Source organism: Azospirillum sp., assembly GCF_050789165.1.
Genome location: NZ_JBOZRT010000010.1, coordinates 69,013 through 90,508, shown reverse-complemented (window position 1 = coordinate 90,508; position 21,496 = coordinate 69,013). Strand labels below are relative to the sequence as shown.

Genomic DNA, 21,496 nt, shown 5'->3' with positions numbered 1-21,496 from the left:
GTTTCAACCCCGCCGCGCCACGATGCCGCACCCCTGGGTTTCGCGGTCAGCCCTGCCGCAACCGGTCGATGAACCGGCGCACCTCGCCGCCCAGCGTCACCGCCTGACCGTCCAGCAGTTCGGCGGCGCGCAGCACCTCGCCGGCCGCGGTGCCGGTCTCGCCGGCGCTGGCCGAGACGTCGCCGATGGTGCTGGAGACGTCCGCCGTGCCGGCCGCCGCTTCGTGCACGTTGCGGCTGATCTCCTGGGTGGCGGCCGCCTGCTGCTCCATGGAGCGGGCGATGGTGCCGATGATCTGGTCGATGGCGACCACCGTCTCCCCCACCCCTCTGATGGCGCCGACGGCGGCGCCGGTCACCGCCTGCATGCCGCCGACCTGGTTCTGGATGTCCTCGGTGGCCTTGGCGGTCTGGGTGGCGAGGTTCTTCACCTCGCTGGCCACGACGGCGAAGCCCCTGCCAGCCTCGCCGGCCCGCGCCGCCTCGATGGTGGCGTTCAAGGCCAGCAGGTTGGTCTGCGAGGCGATGGAGTTGATGAGTCCGACGATCTCGCCGATCTTGCCGGCGGCGGACGACAGGCCGACGACGTGGCCGTTGGTCTCCTCCACCGCGCGCACGGCGGCGCGCACCATGTCGAAGGAGCGGCGCACCTGCCCGCCGATTTCGGCGATGGAGGCCGACATCTCCTCGGTCGCGGCAGCGGCGGTCTGCACGCTCATGCCCGCCTGCTGGCTGGCCGAGGCGACGGAGGCGGCCTGCCGGTTGGCGGCCTCGGCGCGCTCCAGCATCCCCTTGGCGTTGGCGCGGACTTGGCTGGCACCGGATCCCACCTGCTGCACCACCTCGCTGACGCGCGCCTCGAACAGGTCGGCCAGGTCGTGGATGGCGCGGTGCTTCTCGGCCTCGGCCTCCTGCTTCTGCCGCTCCTGCTTGATCGTCAGGCGCTCGACCTCGCGGGCGTTGTCCTGGAAGACCTGCAGCGCGCGCGCCATGGCGCCGATCTCATTCTTCATCCAGGCGCCGTCCACCGCCGCGTCCAATCGGCCGGCGGCCAGCTCGGTGGTGGTGTCGGACAGCCGGCGCAGCGGCACCGTGATGCTGCGCGCCAGCAGCAACCCGCCCGCCGCCATCGCCGCGAGCAGCGCCGCCATGACCAGCGCGAACTCGGTGCGCGCCGCCGCCGCGGCGTCGCGGGTGTCCTGCGTGGCCTTGGCGGTGGAGCGGCCGATGGCCTCCTGCGCCGCCAGCGCCTTGTCGGTCAGGCCCTTGAACTGGTCGTCCACGGCGCCCATCAGCGGGATGGCGATCAGGCGGTCGATGGTCGCCATCTCGTTCATCTGGTCCACCGCCTTGGCGTAGGCGTCCAGCCGCTTGCCGATGTCGGCCAGCAGCGCCCGCTCGCCCTCGGCCAGCGGCAGCGCCGCCAGCGCCGCCAGCGCCTTGCGCTCCTTGGCGAGGTTGGCGTCGACCGCGTCGCGCATCACCTTGAGCTTCGCGTCCTCCAGCCCGGATCCGGCGAGCGCCAGATGCCGCGACACGTCGGAATGGATCTGGTAGGCGGTGGCGACCAGCCGGTCGATCTGGTCGCGCCGCTCGCCGGCCGACAGGTGGATGGCGTCGATGGCCGCCGTGGCCTGCTCCGCCTGCCGGTCGGCCAGCAGCAGCGCGCCGACCGTCAGAAGAATGCCCAGCAGCGGCGCGGCGAACACGCGCGCGGCCACCGAGGTGCCGCTCACCCGAGCGAGAATCCCGCGGTTCATGTGGCTTCCCGATCTCCAGCCGGGGGCGCCGGTCGCCCGGCGCCCGCCGGGCTTACTTGTAGATGCCGACGTAGGCGACGAGGTCCTTGCCGTCGACCTTCTTCACGTAGGTGACCTTCGGCTCGATCTTCTCCGACGCCGGGTTCTTCCAGCGGTACTCGACCCAGCCCTCGCCCTTGTCCTTGGCGACCTTGAGGATCTCCTGGATGATGAAGACGCCGTCGGCATCCTTCACCTGGCTCATGTTCTGGCCCACGCCCGCCGGCTTCGGCGGGTAGACGCGCCAGACGCCGTCCAGGTCGATGACGTTGACGTAGATCTCGCCGTGCTTGAACTCGCCGTCGGCGTTGAAGACCGTCGCGGCGGCGTCCAGGCCCTTGGCGGCCAGCAGTTCGGCCGCCTTCAGCGTGGTCGCCTTGGCGTCGTCCATGGTCGGCTTCTTGTCCTGGGCGGCGGCGGCCCCGGACAGGCCGAGCACCAGCAGGCCGGCGGTGACGAGACGGAACAGTGCGCGCATTCGTTTTCCCCCATAATGATTCTTGACGCTTCCGGTCGGATACCGGCGCGCATTCGCAAGTCTTTCGCGACACCTTGTTCCCGTATCCGGTCGGCGCGCAGATCAGTCGTTACTATCGAAAGATTTCACGAATTTGTCCGCTCAATTTTTCCTTTGTCATACTTAGGTTGCTGCGCCGCAACAATCATAGCCATACCTATGATCGAGGGCGGAAACGGCGGAACATCCCAATGCACGAGCGGCGCGGCGGCGCCCTCTGCGAGCGCCTCCAGGCGGCCCTGCGGCTTCGCGGCCTATTGCCGCACAACACCGCCGGGTCCACTATTCTCGGAACAGGCAACGGGATGGGGGGATTCGGCATGCGCATCGCGGTCATGGGCGCCGGCGCGGTCGGCGGCTATTTCGGCGCCAGACTGCTGGCCGCCGGGGCGGACGTGGCGTTCCTGGCGCGCGGCCGGCATCTGGCGGCCATCCGGCAGGACGGCCTGCGCATCGAGAGCGCGGCCGGCAATCTCCACCTGAAGAACGTCACGGCCAGCGACGACGCGGCCGCCATCGGCCCGGTCGACATCGTGCTGTTCGCCGTCAAGCTGTGGGACACCGAGGCGGCGGCGGCGAAGCTCGCCCCCCTGGTCGGCCCGGACACGGCGGTCATCACCCTGCAGAACGGCGTCACCAGCGCCGAGACGCTGGCCTCCGCGGTCGGCGCCGCGCACGTGGCCGGCGGCGTGGCGCACATCGCCGCGCAGGTCTTCGCCCCGGGCGTCATCCGCCACACCGGCACCATGGCGCGCCTGAGCTTCGGCGAGTTGAACGGCAAGCGGTCGGAGCGGATGACGCGCTTCCACGCACTGGCCGCCGACGCCGGCTTCGACGCCATCTACAGCCCGGACATCCTGTCGATGATCTGGGAGAAGTTCACCTTCCTGGCCCCCTTCAGCGGCGTCACCGCGCTGACCCGGCAGCCGGTCGGCGTGATCCGCGCGGTGCCGGAGACGCGCGCCCTGTTCCTCGACGCGGTGGCCGAGGTGGCGGAGCTGGCGCGGCGCAAGGCGGTCAACCTCGGCCCCGACATCCTGGACCGCATCGGCACGCTGATCGACAGCCTGGTGCCGGAAATGAAGTCCTCCATGCTCAACGACCTGGAGCGCGGCGGCCGGCTGGAATTGCCCTGGCTGTCGGGCGCCGTGGTGCGGCTGGGCCGCGAGCTGGAGGTGCCCACGCCGGTGCACCGGGTGATCGCGGCGGCGCTGGCGCCCTACGCGGACGGTCAGCCGGCCAAATAGTCCGCGGCACAGGGGTGGCGTGACGCGATGCCGCCCCTTTTTTCCGTCGACAGGTCCCCGCCCGCGGGTGGACCATTCCGCAGGCGTATCGAAGAAAAGACCACCGGGAGGTGTGCATGCCCCATTCACAAGTATCGACGGCGCGCTGCGCTGCGCTGGTCGGTCCGTACCTGAGCGGCAAGACGACCCTGCTGGAGAGCCTGTTGTTCGCCACCGGCGCCGTCACCCGCAAGGGCAGCGTACGGGACGGCAACGCGGTCGGCGACAGCGCGCCGGAAGCCAAGGCCCGCCAGATGAGCGTCGAGGTGAACCTCGCCCACGCCGAGTACCTGGGCGAACGCTGGCACTTCCTCGACTGCCCCGGTTCCGTCGAGCTGACCTACGAGACGCAGTGCGCGCTGATGGCCTGCGACGTGGCGGTGATCGTGGCCGAGCCGTCGGCCGAGCGCGCCGTGCTGCTGGCGCCGCTGTTCAAGTTCCTCGACGACAACCAGATCCCGCACATCCTGTTCATCAACAAGGTGGATACGCTGGGCGACCTGCGCATCCGCGACGTGGTGCAGGCCTATCAGGCCGTCTCCTCGCGCCCGCTGGTGCTGCGCGAGGTGCCGTTCCGCGAGGGCGACAAGATCGCCGGCTACGTCGATCTGGTCAGCGAGCGCGCCTACCACTTCAACCCGCACAAGCCCTCCGACCTCGTGCAGATGCCGGACTCCGTCAAGGAGCGCGAGTCCGAGGCCCGGCAGGAGATGCTGGAGGCTCTGGCCGACTTCGACGACGGCCTGCTCGAACAGTTGCTGGAGGACGTCCGGCCCGACCCCGGCAAGGTCTACGAGGACTTCGCCAAGGATCTCGCCGAGGACCTGATCGTGCCGGTCTTCCTCGGCTCGGCCGAGAACGACGGCGGCATCCGCCGCCTGCTGAAGGCGCTGCGCCACGAGGGGCCGGAGGTGACCAGCACCGCCGAGCACCGGCTGGTCCCCGAAGGCGTGGTGGTGGCGCAGGTGTTCAAGAACCTCAACGCCGCGCACGCCGGCAAGCTGAGCTTCGCCCGCGTCTGGCGCGGCACGGTGACCGACGGCATGACGCTGGGCGGCGAGCGCGTGTCCGGCGTCTACCACATGATGGGCCACGACCAGCAGAAGCTGACGCAGGCCGCGGCCGGCGAGGTGGTGGCGCTTGGCCGGCTTGAGAAGGTGAAGGCCGGCGACATCCTGACCGACAAGGGCAACGACGGCGCGCCCGCCAACTGGCCGGAGGTGCCGTCGCCGGTGTACGGCCTCGCCGTCAACGCCGAGAACCGCAACGACGAGGTGAAGCTGACCGGCGCCATCCAGAAGCTGATCGAGGAGGACCCGTCGCTGAGGTTCGAGCAGTCCCACGACACCGGCGAGATGGTGATCTGGGGCCACGGCGACATCCACCTGCAGATCACCATGGACCGGCTGCGCAGCAAGTACAACGTGCCGGTCAAAGGCAAGCCGCCGCAGGTCCCCTACAAGGAGACGATCCGCAAGGGGGTGCCGGAGCACCACGCCCGCTTCAAGCGGCAGACCGGCGGCCACGGCCAGTTCGCCGACATCGTCATCCAGGTCAGCCCGCAGCCGCGCGGCTCCGGCTTTTCCTTCAAGGACGCCATCGTCGGCGGCGTGGTGCCGCGCAACTTCATCCCGGCGGTGGAGGCCGGCATCCGCGAATACACCGTGCAGGGGCCGCTGGGCTTCCCGGTGGTGGACTTCGCGGTCAGCCTGACCGGCGGCCAGTACCACGCGGTGGACAGCTCGGAAATGGCGTTCAAGACGGTGGCCCGGCAGGCCATGCAGGAGGCGCTGCCGTCCTGCGAGCCGGTGCTGCTGGAGCCGATCCTGCAGGTCTGCATCGCCGTGCCCAGCGAGTTCACGCCGAAGGTGCAGCGCCTGGTCAGCGGCCGGCGCGGCCAGATCCTCGGCTTCGACGCCCGGCCCGGCTGGCAGGGCTGGGACGAGGTGAAGGCCTACATGCCGCAGGCGGAGATCCACGACCTGATCGTCGAGCTGCGCTCGCTGTCGCTCGGCGTCGGCACCTTCACCTGGACGTTCGAACGCCTGCAGGAGCTGACCGGCAAGATGGCCGACAAGGCCGTCGAGCAGCGGAAGGCCGCGCTGGCGCACGCGTAAGTCGGATCACTCCCTCCCCCGCCTCCGGCGGGGGAGGTCAGGTGGGGGCGACGCCCTCCCCGCCCCCGCCGCCAACCCTCGCACATGCACCCGCGCAACCTGTTCCGCGCGGTCGGGGTCGCGGGCGCGGATCGCGGCGACCAGATGCGCGTGATCGTCACGCCGCACCGCCAGCTCGCCGGGCGTGGTCGGCATCCCCCGGCACATCGCCCGCGTCTGGGCGTACAGCGCCTCCAGCAGCCGCGCGATGGTCGCGTTGTCGGCGATGCGCAGCACCGCCTGATGGAAGGCCAGCGCCGCGTCGGCGTAGGCGGTGGCGTCCGCGCGGTCCAGGCAGTCCCGCTGCTCGGCCAGCGACCGTTCCAGCGCCGCCACGTCGGCCAACCCGGCGCGTTCCGCCGCCAACCGCGCCGCCATGCCCTCCAGCGCCTCGCGCGTCTCGTAGATCTCGGCCAGACGCCGGGCGTCGAAGCGCACCAGGAAAACGCCGTGCCGCGGCGCCACCTCGACCAGCCCTTCCGCCTCCAGCCGCGCGATGGCGTCCCACATGGGCGACCGGCTGACCCCCAGTTCGCGCGCCAGTTCCACGACGGGAACCTTGTCGCCCGGGGCATAGCGGTCGCCCTCCAGCAGCAGGCGGCGCAGGGCAACATACGCTTCCTCCCCCAGGCTGGGGCGGTGCGATCGGGCGTCCGTGGTCATGGCGGTATCTGTCATGTTAATCTTGACGGTAACATGTCACCGGCGCACAGTCGAGCCCGGACCATGTGAAGGGAACCCGAAGGATGCTGTTGGATGCCGCCGCCGAGCGCGTGCTGCGCGACCTGGAACGCTTCGGCGCCGAGAACGACGCGCGCGAAGCCGACCGCTCCCGCAAGATGCTGAACCTGGAACGCGACACCGCCGAGCTGCTGCACGTGCTGGTCCGCACCGGCCGGCGCCGGCGCGTGCTGGAGATCGGCACCTCCAACGGCATCAGCACCATCTGGCTGGCCGCCGCCCTCCAGGCCACCGGCGCGCCCGAGCCGCTGGTCAGCGTCGAGCGCGACGCCGACAAGCTCGCCCAGGCTCGCGCCAACCTGGAGCGCGCCGGACTCATCGACCGCGTGCGCCTGCTGCACGGCGACGCCACGGAGACGGTGGCCGGCCTGCCCGGCCCGTTCGACTGCGTGTTTTTCGACGCCGACCGCTGGAGCGCCCCGGACCAGCTCCGCCTGCTGCTGCCGAAGCTGGAATCGGACTGCCTGCTGCTCGCCGACAACGCGTTGTCGCACCCGGAGGAGATCGCCGGCTACATCGCCGCCGTCGAGGCGCTTCCCGGATTCGCGACGACGGTGTTCGCGCTGGGCAAGGGATTGCACGTGGCGAACCGGGCGTAGAGCGGGCCTATGAAAGGGCGGACACGAGAAGCAGCCCCAGATAAACGCCGATGAACAGGCCGAGGACGATGCCGTAGTCCTCCTCGGTCATCGGGTTGCTGTCGGGATCGAACTGCCGCATTCGGTACGCCTTCCGGGTCGTTGCCTCGCCCAGAATAACGTTTGACGGCAGGGAGTGTTGCGACAACGGCGCGGCAGCGCCCGGTGACCACGATCAGGTGGACGGCCGCGCTTCGCCGGTGATGGCAGGCTTCTCCGGCATCTCCTCGGCCAACGCCCGGTAGGCCAACCCGCCCGCCATGCCGCCGATCAGCGGCGCGATCCAGAACATCCAGAGCTGTTGCAGGGCCCAGCCACCCACCACCAGCGCCGGGCCGGTGCTGCGCGCCGGGTTCACGGAGGTGTTGGTGACCGGGATGCTGATCAGGTGGATCAAGGCCAGGGCCAGCCCGATGGCGAGGGGAGCAAACCCCGCCGGGGCGCGCCGGTCGGTCGAGCCGAGGATGACGAGGACGAAGAAGAAGGTCAGCACGACCTCGATCAGAAAGCCGGAGGAGACCGCGTATTGGCCCGGCGAATGCGACCCATAGCCGTTCGCGGCGAGCCCGTTCGTCGCCAGGCTGTAGTCCGCCTTGCCGGTGGCGACGACGTAGAGCACCAGCGCGGCGGCGAAGGCGCCCACGACCTGGGCGACCACGTAGGGCAGGATGTCCTTGGCCGGGAACCGCCCGCCGGCCCACAGCCCGACGGTCACCGCCGGGTTGAGGTGGCAGCCGGAGATGTGCCCGATGGAATAGGCCATGGTCAGGACGGTGAGCCCGAACGCCAGGGAGACGCCGAGCAGCCCGATGCCGACCTGCGGAAAGGCCGCCGCGAGCACCGCGCTGCCACAACCGCCGAAGACCAGCCAGAACGTCCCAAGGAACTCGGCCGACGTCCGTCGAACCATGCCCATGCCTGCCTCCCGTTCCCGATGCCGGTGAGCCCGCGCTTGCCGATGCACCGAGAGTAGACCCGAACGGGAGGGGACGGAGCGCACGCCTTGGAGGGAGATGGCGGAGCAGAGGGACAGTCCCCCGTCCGGCGCATCGTTTACGGCATGCACACATATTGCGGTGCAAGAACGCCGACCGCTTCAGGGAATTTCCCGTACCCCCCGTGAAGGCGGGGATGGCGTAAAGCTATTTGTATCGTCAGCGCCCCATCGCACCACGAAGCGCCTCGTGGGGGATGCTCCGCTGCCGCCGAAAAGCCCGCTTTGTACGGCTTCGGCAAAGGTGCCGCGCGACCGCCCGCACGTGGAACACCGCCGCTGCGCAGCCGGCGGGGGCGCACAACGGTGCACCATGGGGCACACGAGGGGGCGGTCGCCCGCCCCCTCGGCCCGGTCAGTCTCAGTCCTTCAGGTTGCCGCAGAAGCGCTGGATGCGCACGCAGGCTTCCTCCAGCTCGGCCGTGCTGGTGGCGTAGGAGATGCGGAAGTGCGGGGCCAGGCCGAAGGCCGAGCCCTGAACCACCGCCACGCCCTCGGTCTCCAGCAGCGCGGTGACGAAGTCCTCGTCGGTCTTGATCACCGTGCCGTCCGGCGTCGTCTTGCCGATGGTGCCGGCGCAGGACGGGTAGACGTAGAACGCGCCCTCCGGCGTCGGGCACTTGATGCCCTTGGCCTGGTTCAGCATCGACACCACCAGGTCGCGGCGCTGGCGGAAGGCCTCGGCGCGCTCCTTGATGAAGTCCTGCGGGCCGTTCAGCGCCTCGACCGCGGCGGCCTGGCTGACCGACGACGGGTTCGAGGTGGACTGGCTCTGGATCACGCCGATGGCCTTGATCAGCTCCTTCGGACCACCGGCGTAGCCGATGCGCCAGCCGGTCATGGCGTAGCTCTTCGACACGCCGTTCACCGTCAGGGTGCGGTCGTACAGCGACGGCTCGACCTGCGCCGGGGTGCAGAACTTGAGGCCGTCGTACAGCAGGTGCTCGTACATGTCGTCGGACATGATCCAGACGTGCGGGTGCTTCACCAGCACGTCGGTCAGCGCCTTCATCTCGTCCCAGGTGTAGGCGGCGCCCGACGGGTTGGACGGCGAGTTCAGGATCAGCCACTTGGTCTTCGGCGTGATCGCCTTCTCCAGGTCGGCGGCCTGCAGCTTGAAGCCCTGCTCGGCCGGGCAGGAGACGGTGACCGGCGTGCCCTCGGCCAGCTCGACCATGTCGGGGTACGACACCCAGTACGGCGCCGGGATGATCACCTCGTCGCCGGGGTTCAGCGTCGCCATCAGGGCGTTGTACAGCACCTGCTTGCCGCCGGTGCCGACGGTGATCTGGTCGGCCGTGTACTTCAGGCCGTTCTCGCGCTCGAACTTGGCGCAGATCGCCTTCTTCAGCGCGGGCGTGCCGTCCACGGCGGTGTACTTGGTGTCGCCGGCCTGGATGGCCTTGATGGCGGCGTCCTTGATGGTGTCCGGCGTGTCGAAGTCCGGCTCGCCGGCGCCCAGCCCGATCACGTCGCGGCCGGCCGCCTTCAGCTCGCGGGCTTTGTTGGTCACGGCGATGGTCGGCGAAGGCTTGATGCGCGACAGGCGGGAGGCGAGGATCGACATGGGTCTGCCCCTAAGGATCGATGGTGGACAATGCGGCCGGGAAAAACGGCTCGCGACAATACGACCGACCTCGGATGGAAGCAAGGGCGTGGGGCGGCTTTTGCGGGAAGCGGGAAAACCCCGATCGTCCGCGCGCGCGATCATTGGACTTGAAGACCGGGGTTGGCACGGCTAAGACGGGGGCGAATCAGCGGCCCAGCCCGCCAATAAACCGCTCAGCGACAAGGAAGCGTCAGTCATGCCCGACAAGCAGTTGCTCCACCTCGTGTTCGGCGGCGAACTCGTGCGCCCCGACGTCCAGGAATTCGTCGACCCGAAGAAGCTCCACATCGTCGGCATCTTCCCGAACTACGACGAGGCCCAGAAGGCGTGGCGCGGCGCCACCGGCGCCACCATCGACGACGCCCACATGCGCTATTTCATCGTGCACCTGCACCGCTTCCTCGATCCGGCCAACAAGGACCACGATCATCATCACTGATCGGCTGCCAAGCGATCCGGTCGTCCGGCGCGGGTGTTGAGGGAGGGGCAAGGCTCTCCCCCGGCAGCAGCGGAGGACGACCGTGGCGGTCTTCTTCACCAGCGACACGCATTTCGGCCACGCCGGCGCGCTCGGCCGCTTCCGGCGGCCCTTCGCCTCGGTGGCGGCGATGGACGAGGCCATGGTGGCGGCCTGGAACGCCGCCGTCTCCCCCGACGACGAGGTCTGGCACCTCGGCGACTTCGCGCTGCGCACCAAGCCGGATGCCATGGCGGCGCTGCTCGACCGCCTCAACGGCACCAAGCACCTGATCGCCGGCAACAACGACGGCCCGCCCACCCTTGCCCTGCCCGGCTGGGCCAGCGTCGGGCACTACGCCGAGATCCGCGTCGAGGACACCCACCTCGTGCTCTGCCACTACCCGTTCCGCACCTGGAACGGCATGTACAAGGGCGCCCTCAACCTGCACGGCCACAGCCACGGCGCGCTCAAACCGATGCCCCGGCAGATCGACGCCGGCGTCGATGTCTGGAACTTCCGCCCGGTGCGGCTGGCCGAGCTGGCCGCGCCGCGGCGGCGCAAGGCCGCGACCGCGTGAGGGCTCACGCCCCGGCCAGCATCTGCTGGCGCAGCGCGTCGTCCAGCTCGGTGGGCAGCACCGGCTTGTGCACCACCAGCAGCCCTTCGGCCGCCGCGTCGCGCAGCGCGGCGCCCGCCGTCTCGCCGGTCAGCAGCACGCCGGGGATGGGGTGGCCGCAGGTCTGGCGGATCAGGCGGATCGCCTGGGTGCCCACTTCGCCGGCGCGCAGACGGTAGTCGCTGACCAGCACGTCGGGCAGCCGGCCGTCGGCGCGGATGCGCTCCATCGCCTCGGCGCCCGAGCTGGCGGTCAGCACCTCGTAGCCCCATTCGGTCAGCAGGGCCTCCAGCGCCGTCAGCACGATGGAGTCGTCCTCGACCACCACCACCAGCCGCGACTCCGCGCCCGGACCGGGGGCCGACCGCGCCGCGGCGAGCGCCGGCGGCGCGCCGTCGGGGTCGAGCGGCACCTCCACCGCGAAGACCGAGCCCTTGCCCGGCTCCGAACGCGCCGTCACCGGGTGCCCCAGGAGTTCCGACAGCCGCCGCACGATGGCGAGTCCGAGGCCGAGGCCCTTCTCGCGGTCGCGCTCGGGGTTGCCGACCTGGTGGAACTCCTCCCAGATGCTGGCCATGTGCTCGGCCGGGATGCCGATGCCAGTGTCGTGCACCTCGATGGCGAGGCGGTCGTCGCCGGCCCCATCCTTCGCAATCCGATGGCACGTGACCCGCACGCCGCCGCGCGGGGTGTAGCGGATGGCGTTCTCGACGAAGTTGCGCAGCAGTTGCGCCAGCAGCGTCGGGTCGGTGTGGACCACCGCGTCGCACGGCTCCACGCTCCAGCCCAGCGCCTTGTTGGCGGCGATGCGGGCGTAGGCGGTGTCGAGCGCGTCGAGCAGGTCGGCCACCTGCACGCTGCGGACGTCCGCGGTGACCGAGCCGGCGTCGAGCCGCGAGACGTCGAGCAGGCTGTCCAGCAGCCCCTTCATCGCCTCCAGTCCCTTGTGCAGCGCGCCCAGCGTGCCCAGCGCCTTCTCGCTGCCGGCGACCTGCGCCTCCAGCACGTGGGCGAACAGGAACAGGGATTGGAGCGGCTGGCGCAGGTCGTGGCTGGCGGCGGCGAGGAACTTCGACTTGGCGAGGTTGGCCTGCTCCGCCGCCTCCTTGGCCTCGGCCAGCTCGCGCTCGATCCGCTTGCGGTCGGTGATGTCGACGATGCCGGAATAGATGTAGGCCTTGCCGTCGATCTCCACCGGCAGGACCGAGACGATGACGTCGCGCATCGCCCCGTCCTTGGCCTTCAGCCGCGTCTCGTGGGCGGCGCGGGCGCCCGACGCGATCAGGTCGCTCTGCGCCTGCACGATCTGCTCGCGGGTGTTCCCGACCTCGATGTCGGCGACGGTCAGGCGGGCGAACTCGGCGCGGCTGTAGCCGAGGATGCGCGGCGTCTGGTCGTTGAAGGCGACCAGGCGCAGCGTGCCCGGCTCGACCATCATGACGCCGAAGGGGGCGGCCTCGAACAGCCGGCGGAAACGCTCCTCGCTGTTGCGCAGCGCGGTCTCCACCGCCTGCCGGCGCGACACGTCCTCGACAATGTTGAGGCGGGTGTCGCCCTCCTCGCCGCCGCGCACCAGCGACGAGGTGACGCGCACCCACACCCGGCTGCCGTCCTTGCGGATGTACCGCTTCTCGAAGGCGTAGCGGCCCACCTCGCCGGCCAGCAGCCGGCGCAGCGGCTCGCGCTCGCCCGGCAGGTCAACGGGATCGGTGATCTCCTCGAAGCTGCGGCCGACCAGCTCGGCCCGGGAGTAGCCGAGGATGGCGCACAGCGTCTCGTTGGCATCGACGATGCGGCCGTCGAGGTCGAGGCGCTCGATGCCCACCGCCGCCTGCTCGTAGACCGAGCGGAAGCGCTCCTCGCTGGCGCGCAGCGCCGCCTCGGCGCGCTGCAGGGCCTCCAGATGCTCCTCCTTGGCGACCAGGGTGGACTCGGCGTAGCGGCGGCGCAGCACCTCGGCGTGCAGGCGGTCCTCGCGCCGGCGGGCGACCTGCACCACGGCGGCGAGCAGCAGCGCCGTCGCCGCGGCCAGCGCCGCCACCACCAGCACGCTGCGCCGCCACGGCTCCATCACCGCGGCGCGGTCGAGGCCGACCGTGACGTAGGCCGGGTAGCCGCCCAGCCGCGCCTGGAAATAGATCCGCTCGCGCCCGTCGCTGAGCGAGCGGAAGCTGTACTGGCCGGTGTCCCGTCCGGCCGCAACCAGCGCGTAGAAGGGGGAGTCGGCGGGGATGCGCGGCGGCGGCGCCGTCAGCGTCGGGTAGCGCGCCAGGATCTCGCCGTCGGTGCGCAGGATGCCGACGACGTGCGGCGCCTGCTCGCCCAGAACGCCGCGCCAGAACCCGGCGAAGAAGTCGATGGAGGTGGTGACCAGGATCACCCCGTCGAAGGTGCCGGCCGGGCTGCCGGGGGGCGGCGTGCGCCGCCGGCTGAGGTTGAAGTTCAGGTTGCCCTTCAGCCGGCCCTGGATCATCCGGCCGAGATGAGTGACGTCGCGCTCCTTCAGCACCTGGAAGTACTCGCGCTCCGCCACCGGCGAGAACGGCATCGGGTAGAAGTCGGCGCTGGCCGCCGTCCGCCCCTCCGGCCGGACCAGCCACAGCCCGTCGATGTGCGGCGAGGCATCGGCCAGCGCCTTCAGCCGGGCGTGGATCGGCTGCGAGGCCTCGATCTCGTCCCACGACAGGCCGGCGATGTGGGCGTCGATCTGGGCGATGACCTGCTCCTGCACCTCGAACACGCGCATGGCGTGCTCGCGCAGGATGGACACCATCTGCACCCCTTCCGCCGAGGCGCGCTCCAGCGTCTGCTCGTAGGAACGCCACGCGATGGCGCCGGCGACCGCCGGCGGCAGCAAGAGGGAGACCCAGAAGAGGATGGTAAGGGGACGCATGCGGCCGACAGGATAGTGGAAAACCCTAACAAACCCTCAACCACTTTATGCCGAACAGGATATCTCCGAGCGACTGGGATCATCCTCGTCCGCCTCGCCCTCCCGCACCACGCGGTTGCGGCCCCGCCGCTTTGCGGCGTAGAGCGCACGGTCGGCGCGGCTGAGCAGGCGCGACAGGTCGTCCTCCGGGCGCAGCTCGGCGATGCCGGCGCTGACGGTGAAGCCGAAGGCGCAGCCCTCCCCGCGCACCTGGTGCGCGGCGACCAGGTCCCGCAGCCGCTCCATCACCGGCACGGCGGACTCGAGCCCGGTTTCCGGCAGCACGATGGCGAACTCCTCGCCGCCCATGCGGCCGATCACGTCGGAGGCGCGCAGCGCGTCGCGCGCCAGTTCGGCGAATCCGCGCAGCGCCGCGTCGCCGGCGGCGTGGCCGTGGCTGTCGTTGATCGCCTTGAAGTGGTCGAGGTCGACCATGGCGACGCTGAGCGGCCGGCCGTAGCGCCGGGCACGCTCCGCCTCGGCCTCCAGCCGCTCCAGGAAGTGGCGGCGGTTCGGCAGCTCGGTCAGGCCGTCCATGACGGCGAGGCGCTGCAGTTCCGCCTCCAGCCGCTTGCGCTCGGTGATGTCGTTGATGCCGAGGACCACGGCCGGCTCGCCGTCGAACACCGTGCGCGCCGCCGACAGCAGCACCACCAGCGTGTCCTCGCCGCGGCGGAACTCCGCCTCCACATCGCGGGCGTGGCCGTTGCGGGCCACCGCCTCGATCAGCCGCGCGCGCACCTCCGGCTGGCTCCAGTAGGTGGGCGCGTAGACGCCGATCAGCCGCTCGCGCGACGATTCGAGCAGGCGTTCGGCCCGGCTGTTGACGAACAGCAGGCGGTGCGTGCGCAGGCTGCTGACGAACAGCGGCACCGGCGCGTCCTCCAGCACCAGCCGCAGCTGCCCCTCGCTCTCCTTCAGCGCGGCGGTGCGCTCGGCCACCGTCTGCTCAAGCGTGTCGACCATGCGGCGCAGGTTGCGCTCGGCCCGGCGGCGGTCGTTGGCCTGGGCGCCGCAGGACAGCACGGTCAGCGCCCCGGTGACGATGAAGACGCCGACGTACAGCATCGGCTTGTCGATGCCGGGCGCGGCGAACGGGCCGTAGCCCATGACGGTGCCGCCGACCATCAGCAGCACCAGCGCGCTGAACTGGGTGTAGGTGTCGCGCAGCAAGAAGCGCATGGCCATCCACGCCAGCGGCACCAGCAGCAGGAACGGCAGCGCCGCGTTGGCCGGGTCGTCGAAGCGCGTGCCGATGAACAGCACCATCCCGCCGGCCAGCGTCGCCGCCGCAACCAGCACCAGCTCCGCCAGCCGGCCGCGCGTCGCCGCGCCGAAGCCGCGGTCGAGTCCCCACAGCAGCGCCGACGGCGCCAGCACCAGCGCGCCGCCGGCATCCGACAGCCACCAGCGCACGAACACCGGCACCGCGAGATCGCCCGGCACCACGCCGGCGATGACCAGCACCGCCGCCCCGCAGCCGGCGCTCACCGCGGCGTGCACGCCGACCGCGCCGAGCGCGAAGGACGCCACCGGCCGCAACCCCGGCAGTCGCGTCAGCGGTCCGCCGAGCCGCTGCGCCAGCCGCACGCCGAGCACCGGGCCCAAGGCGTTGCCGGCGGCGATTCCCGCCGCCTCTGCCCAGGTCGCCTCGAACACCACGAGGTTGGAGAGGAACGCGCCGAGCGCCAGACCCGGCACCGCCTTCCAGCCCAGCAGCATGGCGGCGGCGACGGACAGGCTGGCGGCCGGCCACAGCGGGGCCGGAAAGAAGCCGTACTGCCGGAAGAACAGGTCGGTGACGACGCCCAGCCCCAGGTAGGCGGCGGCGGCCAGAAGGCTGGCGCACAGCACCACGCGCGGCCGATCCGCCCAGCGGACGCCGCCTCCGGCGTTGCCGGCCGTGCTCGCTTCCCAACCCCCCATGGGGATCTCCGCCCCTTCTCGCTGGCTCCGCTTCTACCACCTTCAGCGGCGGAATGGGGCCAGAAATCTTCATGGGCGCGGGGGATGCCACACCTTCGGACGATCCCCAACCGGGGATGTGCACGCCAGAAGGGCAGTGGCGAGCGTGAGGAACGCCCGGGAACGTTGTTGGTCGCAACGCCACGCCGCATACAGAGGAGACGGCCCCGTGCCCGCCGCCACCAGCCCCAACGCCCAGCCCGCTGCCCTCCCCGCCGACGCGCTGCGCCACCTGGAGGACGAGGTCCTTCCCGACTACATCGCCGCCCGCCGCTGGTACGCCGCCAAGGGCGCCGGCCGGCCGCGCGTGCAGGTGGTGGACGCGGTCCCGCTGGGCGGTGCCCAGCTCTGCATCCTGCGCGTCCAGCCGCCGAACCGGCCGCCGCAGCTCTATCTGCTGCCGCTGGTGGTGGAACGGGGCGAGGTCGCCGGCGATTCGTTCCGGATCGCCGGGCCGGGCGACGGGCCGTGGGGCGGAACCGTGCGCGACGGCTTCGGCGACGACCGGGTGGTGCGGGCGCTGCTGGACGGCGTCCGCGATGGCGGGAGCGACGGCCGGCTGCGATTCGGCCGGACGGCGGCGCTGGCGGGCGTGGCGCTCGACGGGCCGTTGCACCGACCAGGGGCGGAGCAGTCCAACACCTCGATCCGCATCGGCGACGCGGCGATCCTCAAGGGCTTCCGCAAGCTGGAGGCCGGCACCCACCCGGAGTTGGAGGTCGGCCGCTTCCTGACCGAAGTGGCGGGCTATGCCAACACGCCGCCGCTGCTCGGCTGGGTCGAGGTGGCGGCGGGGGAGGAGGCCAGCATGGCCGCCGCCGTGCTGCAGGCGCTGGTGCCCGACGCCGCGGACGCCTGGGCGCACGTCACCGGCCGTCTCGCCGACCGGCTGCGCCGCTTCGACGACTCCGACGCCGAGTCCGACCGCGCGCTGTTCGCCCTGATGCACCGCCTCGGCCAGCGCACCGCCGAGCTGCACCGCGCCTTCGCCGCCCCCACCGACGACCCGGCGTTCCGGGCGGAGCCGGCGGACGACCCGGTGCTGGCCTCCTGGGCGGAGGACGTGCGGCGCATGGCGCACCACGCGCTGGACGCGCTGCGCGGCGCGCTGCCGCTGTTGGACGGCGCGCTGGCCGCCCAGGCGCGCACGCTGCTGGCCTGCGAGCCGGCGCTGCTCGCCCAGATCGACACGCTGCTGCCGAAGGCGAGCGGCCTGCAGCGCACCCGACTGCACGGCGACTTCCACCTGGGACAGGTGCTCGTCTCCGGGGACGACGTCTTCATCATCGACTTCGAGGGCGAGCCGATGCGCCCGCTGGCCGAGCGGCGCGGCAAGCACAGCCCGCTGCGCGACGCGGCCGGCATGCTGCGCTCCATCGCCTACGCCGCGGCCACGGCGCGCCGCGGCCTGCCCGGCGACCTCGACGAACCGGCGCGGGCGGCGCGCGACTCGTGGCTGGCGTGGTGGGAGGCGGAGGCCGGCGGCGCCTTCATCGACGGCTACCGAGCGGCCATCGGCGACTGCCCGAGCTTCCCGGCCGACGGCGAGGCCGCCGCCGGCCTGCTGAAGCTGTTCCTGCTGGAAAAGGCGCTGTACGAGGTCGGCTACGAGCTGGCGAACCGGCCGGACTGGCTGCCGATCCCGCTGGGCGGGGTGCTCGGCATCCTCGGCGCCGACGCGGGGCCGGAGGTCGCCGACCACGTCGGCACCCGGGCGGCCGAGCAGCTGGGCGAGGTGCGCCGCCACCCGATGCCCTTCGGCGCCGAGGTGCTGGGCGACGGCACCGTGCGCTTCCGGCTGTGGGCGCCGGGGGTGGAGTCGGTGTCGCTGTGGCTCGACACTGCCGCTGAGCTGCTGCCGATGCTCCGCCAGGGGGCGGGCTGGTTCGAGTGGACCACCGCGCAGGCGCAGGCCGGCACCCGGTACCGCTTCGTGCTGCCGGACGGGCTGCGGATCCCCGACCCGGCGTCCCGCTGGCAGCCGGAGGACGTGCATGGTCCCAGCGAGGTCATCGACCCGGCCACGCACCGCTGGCAGGACACCGACTGGCACGGCCGCCCCTGGCACGAGACGGTGCTGTACGAGCTGCACGTCGGCACCTTCACGCCGGAGGGCACCTTCCGCGCCGCCATCGGCAAGCTGGACCATCTGGCCGAGCTGGGCGTCACCGCCATCGAACTGATGCCGGTCTCCGACTTCCCGGGCCGCTGGAACTGGGGCTACGACGGCGTGCTGCCCTACGCGCCGGACAGCGCCTACGGCCGGCCGGAGGACCTGAAGGCGCTGGTCGACGCGGCGCACGCGCACGGCCTCATGGTCTTCCTCGACGTCGTCTACAACCATTTCGGGCCGGAGGGGAACTACCTCAACGCCTACGCCGCCGCCTTCTTCACTGAGCGCCATCACACCCCCTGGGGCGCCGCGATCAACGTGGACGGGCCGGACAGCGCCACCGTGCGCGACTTCTTCATCCACAACGCGCTGTACTGGATCGAGGAGTTCCACCTGGACGGCCTGCGCTTCGACGCCGTGCACGCCATCCCCGACGACAGCGACAAACCGTTCCTGGAGGAGCTGGCCGAGCGCGTCGCCGGGCTGACCGGCGGCAAGCGGCACGTGCACCTGGTGCTGGAGAACGACGACAACGCGTCCCGCTTCCTGGAGCAAACCGCCACGACGCCGCGCTGGTACACCGCGCAGTGGAACGACGACCTGCACCATGGGCTGCACGCCGCGGCGAGCGGAGAGGCCGGCGGCTATTACGCCGACTACGCCGACGATCCGGAGAAGTGGGCGCGCGCGCTGGCGGAGGGATTCGCCTTCCAGGGCGACCCGTCCGCCTACCGCGAGGGCGAGCCGCGCGGCGAGCCCTCGGCGCACCTGCCGGCGACGTCGTTCGTCAGCTTCCTGCAGAACCACGACCAGATCGGCAACCGCGCGTTCGGCGAGCGCATCGGCGCCATCGCCCCGCACGCCGCGGTGCGCGCCGCCACCGCCATCTATCTGCTGGGGCCGCAGATTCCCATGCTGTTCATGGGCGAGGAGTGGGCGGCGCCCCAGCCCTTCCCCTTCTTCGCCGACTTCGGCGGCGACCTCGCCGACGCGGTGCGCGAGGGCCGGCGGGCCGAGTTCGCCAAGTTCCCGGAGTTCCAGGACCCGGGCTCCCGCGACCGCATCCCCGACCCCATCGCCGAGGAGACGGTGCGCAGCGCCGTGCTGGACTGGAGCCTGCGCAACCGCCCGCCGCACGCCGACTGGCTGGCCTGGGTCCGCCTGTTGCTGACCTTGCGCAGCGTCGAGGTCACGCCGCGGCTGGCGAACATGCCCGGCGGCACCGGCGCCTACGAGGTCGTCGGGCGTGGCGGCCTGTCGGTGCGCTGGCGGCTCGGCGACGGCAGCACGCTGCACCTGCGCGCCAACCTCTCCGGCACGCCGGTGCCCGGCCTGGCCGAACCGCCGGGCCGTCTTCTCTGGACCGAGGGCGATGGGGTGCGCGACGGCGCGCTGTCCGCGTGGTCGGTGATCTGGTCGATCGAGGAGCCGACCGCGCTCGACCGGCTGGCCGGGCGCATGGGCATCGAGACGTTCTACACCAACGCCGCGGGCGAGACGGTGCGCGCGTCGCCGGACACGGTGCGGGCGCTGCTGGCCGCCATGGGCGTGGACGCGCCGGACGAGTCCGCCGCCCAGGCGCGGCTGGCCGAGATCGACCGGACCGAGCTGGCCCGCGCGCTGCCGCCGGTGGCGGTGCTGCGCACCGACCGGCAGCCCTTCGCGGTGCCGCTGGCGCTGCCCGCCGGAACCACGGAGCTGCGCTGGACGCTGACGCTGGAGGACGGCGGCGAGCGGAGCGGCGACGTCCTGTTCGCCGACCTGCCGCTGGAGCGGGCGGCGGACCTGGACGGCCACGCGGTGGAGGTGCGCCGCCTGGACCTCGGCGACGGGCTGCCGCTCGGCTACCACACGCTGAGCGTCGAGGCCGGGACGCAGACGGCGACGACCACGGTCATCGGCGTGCCCGACCGCTGTCACCTGCCGGCGCCCATCGAGATGGGCACGCCGGTGTGGGGCCTGTCGGCGCAGCTGTACGCGGTGCGCTCGGCCGCCGACTGGGGGATCGGCGACTTCGGCGACCTCGCCAGCCTCGCCGAGATGGCGGCCAGCCGCGGCGCCTCGGTCATCGGGCTCAACCCGCTGCACGCGCTGTTCCTCGACGCGCCGGAGCAGTGCAGCCCCTACTCCCCGGCCAGCCGGCTGTTCCTCAACCCGCTCTACATCGACGTCACCGCCCTGCCCGAGCTGGTCGGCTGCGCCGACGTGCGCGAGCGCATCGCGTCGGACGACTTCCTGGCGGCGCGCACCGAGGCGCGCGACAGCGACATGGTGGACTACGACGCGGCGGCCGGGTTGAAGCTGCCGCTGCTGGAGACGCTGTTCCGCGCCTTCCGGACCGACGCCCCCGCTCCGCGCCGCCTCGCCTTCGAGGCGTTCCGACGCGAGCGCGGCGTGAGCCTGGAACGCTTCTGCATCTTCCAGGCGCTGCGCGAGCGGTTCGACGGCCAGGGCTGGCCGCAATGGCCGGAGGAGTTCCGCGACCCGGCCTCCGATGCGGTCGCGCGCTTCGCGCAGGAGAACGCCGAACGCATCGACTTCCTGGCATGGCTGCAATGGGTGGCGGACGGACAGCTGGAAGCCGCCGCGGAGCGGGCCAGGGCGCGCGGCATGGCCGTGGGCTTCTACCGCGACCTCGCGGTCGGCGCCGACGCCGGCGGGGCGGAAACCTGGGCCTCGCCGGACGTGGTGGTCTCCGCCGCCCACGTCGGCGCGCCTCCGGACCTGTTCAACCCGGCCGGCCAGGACTGGGGCCTGCCGCCCTTCCACCCACAGGCGCTGCGCGAGCAGGGCTATGCCGACTTCATCGAGCTGGTGCGCGCCAACATGCGGCACGCGGGCGCGCTGCGCATCGACCACGCCATGGCCCTCCAGCACGTCTACTGGATCCCCGAGGGGCGTTCGCCCAAGGACGGCGCCTATGTCGCCTACCCCATGGACGACCTGATCGGCATCCTGGCGCTGGAGAGCCGCCGCCAGAATTGCCTGGTGGTCGGCGAGGACCTCGGCACCGTGCCGGACGGCTTCCGCGAGCGCATGACGGAGGCGGGAATCCTCAGCTACCGCGTGGTGTTCTTCGAGTGGACGGACGATGGCGGCTTCGTCGGGCCGGACGGCTACCCGTTCCTGGCGCTGGCCACGGTGGGCAGCCACGACCTCGCCACGCTGCGCGGCTGGTGGGAGGGCAACGACATCGAGCTGAAGGCCGCCAAGGGCCTCTACCCCGCGCCCGACGAGGCCGACAAGCAGCGCGCCCGGCGGCGCGAGGAGCGCAGCCGGCTGATCGACGCGGTGCGGGCGGCGGGATTGCCGCTGCCGGCGAGCTTCGGCGCGGAATCGCCCTACGACCTGACCTTGGCGAACGCCGTGCACGCCTTCCTGGCGCGCAGCAACGCGGCCATCGCCATGGTCCAGCTCGACGAGCTGACCGACGAGCGCGAGCAGATCAACCTGCCGGGCACGGTGGACCAGCACCCGAACTGGCGGCGCAAGCTGTCGCTGACGCTGGAGGAGCTGGCCGACGACGGTCCCGCCACCGCGCTGGCCGCCATCATGGCCGCGGCACGCCCGGCGCCGACGGGGCAGTAACGCCATCCTGCCCCCTCCCCAGCCCTCCCCCGCTCTCGCGGTGGAGGGGGCAGAGCGGCGGAGTTCCCTCTCCCGCGACAGCG

Annotated in this window: 13 protein-coding genes; 6 read left to right on the top strand and 7 right to left on the bottom strand. The window is 71.6% G+C overall.

What is annotated here, in order from left to right:
• Positions 1–46 precede the first annotated feature (46 nt).
• Together ACRWK7_RS01685 and ACRWK7_RS01680 are read right to left on the bottom strand one after the other, a co-directional pair.
• Positions 47–1,759: a methyl-accepting chemotaxis protein gene (locus tag ACRWK7_RS01685; RefSeq protein ID WP_431854426.1), complete on the bottom strand. Its 1,713-nt coding sequence runs from the start codon at positions 1,757–1,759 to the stop codon at positions 47–49.
• A gap of 52 nt (positions 1,760–1,811) precedes the next feature.
• On the bottom strand, positions 1,812–2,276 hold the full coding sequence (locus ACRWK7_RS01680; protein WP_431854425.1) for a cache domain-containing protein: 465 nt from the start codon (positions 2,274–2,276) through the stop codon (positions 1,812–1,814).
• A 359-nt stretch (positions 2,277–2,635) separates the two neighbouring features.
• Between ACRWK7_RS01680 and ACRWK7_RS01675 the strand changes: the two genes are divergently transcribed.
• Together ACRWK7_RS01675 and ACRWK7_RS01670 are read left to right on the top strand one after the other, a co-directional pair.
• The gene (locus tag ACRWK7_RS01675; protein WP_431854424.1) at positions 2,636–3,562 is read left to right on the top strand and encodes a 2-dehydropantoate 2-reductase; all 927 of its coding nucleotides are present in this window, start codon (positions 2,636–2,638) and stop codon (positions 3,560–3,562) included.
• 116 nt (positions 3,563–3,678) lie between these two features.
• A complete protein-coding gene (locus tag ACRWK7_RS01670; protein ID WP_431854423.1) occupies positions 3,679–5,718 on the top strand; it encodes an elongation factor G in 2,040 nt (679 codons plus the stop codon).
• A 6-nt stretch (positions 5,719–5,724) separates the two neighbouring features.
• On the opposite strand, the gene ACRWK7_RS01665 is transcribed toward ACRWK7_RS01670, so the two are convergent.
• On the bottom strand, positions 5,725–6,420 hold the full coding sequence (locus ACRWK7_RS01665; protein WP_431854422.1) for a GntR family transcriptional regulator: 696 nt from the start codon (positions 6,418–6,420) through the stop codon (positions 5,725–5,727).
• Between the two features lie 83 nt (positions 6,421–6,503).
• Between ACRWK7_RS01665 and ACRWK7_RS01660 the strand changes: the two genes are divergently transcribed.
• Positions 6,504–7,097: an O-methyltransferase gene (locus ACRWK7_RS01660; RefSeq protein WP_431854421.1), complete on the top strand. Its 594-nt coding sequence runs from the start codon at positions 6,504–6,506 to the stop codon at positions 7,095–7,097.
• A 214-nt stretch (positions 7,098–7,311) separates the two neighbouring features.
• Here ACRWK7_RS01660 and aqpZ read toward each other — a convergent pair whose 3' ends face one another.
• Together aqpZ and ACRWK7_RS01650 are read right to left on the bottom strand one after the other, a co-directional pair.
• Complete coding sequence (aqpZ, locus tag ACRWK7_RS01655; protein WP_431854420.1) at positions 7,312–8,052, bottom strand: aquaporin Z; 741 nt, start codon at positions 8,050–8,052, stop codon at positions 7,312–7,314.
• A 439-nt stretch (positions 8,053–8,491) separates the two neighbouring features.
• The gene (locus ACRWK7_RS01650; RefSeq protein WP_431854419.1) at positions 8,492–9,697 is read right to left on the bottom strand and encodes a pyridoxal phosphate-dependent aminotransferase; all 1,206 of its coding nucleotides are present in this window, start codon (positions 9,695–9,697) and stop codon (positions 8,492–8,494) included.
• A gap of 238 nt (positions 9,698–9,935) precedes the next feature.
• Here ACRWK7_RS01650 and ACRWK7_RS01645 point away from each other — a divergent pair, with 238 nt between their 5' ends.
• Together ACRWK7_RS01645 and ACRWK7_RS01640 are read left to right on the top strand one after the other, a co-directional pair.
• Positions 9,936–10,178: a DUF4170 domain-containing protein gene (locus ACRWK7_RS01645; RefSeq protein ID WP_431854418.1), complete on the top strand. Its 243-nt coding sequence runs from the start codon at positions 9,936–9,938 to the stop codon at positions 10,176–10,178.
• Between the two features lie 82 nt (positions 10,179–10,260).
• Entirely contained in the window at positions 10,261–10,776 is a 516-nt protein-coding gene (locus ACRWK7_RS01640) for a metallophosphoesterase family protein (RefSeq protein WP_431854417.1), read from the top strand.
• 4 nt (positions 10,777–10,780) lie between these two features.
• On the opposite strand, the gene ACRWK7_RS01635 is transcribed toward ACRWK7_RS01640, so the two are convergent.
• The gene (locus tag ACRWK7_RS01635; protein ID WP_431854416.1) at positions 10,781–13,708 is read right to left on the bottom strand and encodes a PAS domain S-box protein; all 2,928 of its coding nucleotides are present in this window, start codon (positions 13,706–13,708) and stop codon (positions 10,781–10,783) included.
• 45 nt (positions 13,709–13,753) lie between these two features.
• The gene (locus ACRWK7_RS01630; RefSeq protein ID WP_431854415.1) at positions 13,754–15,673 is read right to left on the bottom strand and encodes a diguanylate cyclase; all 1,920 of its coding nucleotides are present in this window, start codon (positions 15,671–15,673) and stop codon (positions 13,754–13,756) included.
• Between the two features lie 208 nt (positions 15,674–15,881).
• Between ACRWK7_RS01630 and treZ the strand changes: the two genes are divergently transcribed.
• Complete coding sequence (gene treZ / locus ACRWK7_RS01625; RefSeq protein WP_431854414.1) at positions 15,882–21,413, top strand: malto-oligosyltrehalose trehalohydrolase; 5,532 nt, start codon at positions 15,882–15,884, stop codon at positions 21,411–21,413.
• Positions 21,414–21,496: the final 83 nt, after the last annotated feature.

What these genes read in the sequence shown, in the direction of transcription:
- ACRWK7_RS01685 (WP_431854426.1), bottom strand. Translation starts at nt 1,759, where the DNA reads ATGAACCGCGGGATTCTCGCTCGGGTGAGCGGCACCTCGGTGGCCGCG.
- ACRWK7_RS01680 (WP_431854425.1), bottom strand. Translation starts at nt 2,276, where the DNA reads ATGCGCGCACTGTTCCGTCTCGTCACCGCCGGCCTGCTGGTGCTCGGC.
- ACRWK7_RS01675 (WP_431854424.1), top strand. Translation starts at nt 2,636, where the DNA reads ATGCGCATCGCGGTCATGGGCGCCGGCGCGGTCGGCGGCTATTTCGGC.
- ACRWK7_RS01670 (WP_431854423.1), top strand. Translation starts at nt 3,679, where the DNA reads ATGCCCCATTCACAAGTATCGACGGCGCGCTGCGCTGCGCTGGTCGGT.
- ACRWK7_RS01665 (WP_431854422.1), bottom strand. Translation starts at nt 6,420, where the DNA reads ATGACCACGGACGCCCGATCGCACCGCCCCAGCCTGGGGGAGGAAGCG.
- ACRWK7_RS01660 (WP_431854421.1), top strand. Translation starts at nt 6,504, where the DNA reads ATGCTGTTGGATGCCGCCGCCGAGCGCGTGCTGCGCGACCTGGAACGC.
- aqpZ (WP_431854420.1), bottom strand. Translation starts at nt 8,052, where the DNA reads ATGGGCATGGTTCGACGGACGTCGGCCGAGTTCCTTGGGACGTTCTGG.
- ACRWK7_RS01650 (WP_431854419.1), bottom strand. Translation starts at nt 9,697, where the DNA reads ATGTCGATCCTCGCCTCCCGCCTGTCGCGCATCAAGCCTTCGCCGACC.
- ACRWK7_RS01645 (WP_431854418.1), top strand. Translation starts at nt 9,936, where the DNA reads ATGCCCGACAAGCAGTTGCTCCACCTCGTGTTCGGCGGCGAACTCGTG.
- ACRWK7_RS01635 (WP_431854416.1), bottom strand. Translation starts at nt 13,708, where the DNA reads ATGCGTCCCCTTACCATCCTCTTCTGGGTCTCCCTCTTGCTGCCGCCG.
- ACRWK7_RS01630 (WP_431854415.1), bottom strand. Translation starts at nt 15,673, where the DNA reads ATGGGGGGTTGGGAAGCGAGCACGGCCGGCAACGCCGGAGGCGGCGTC.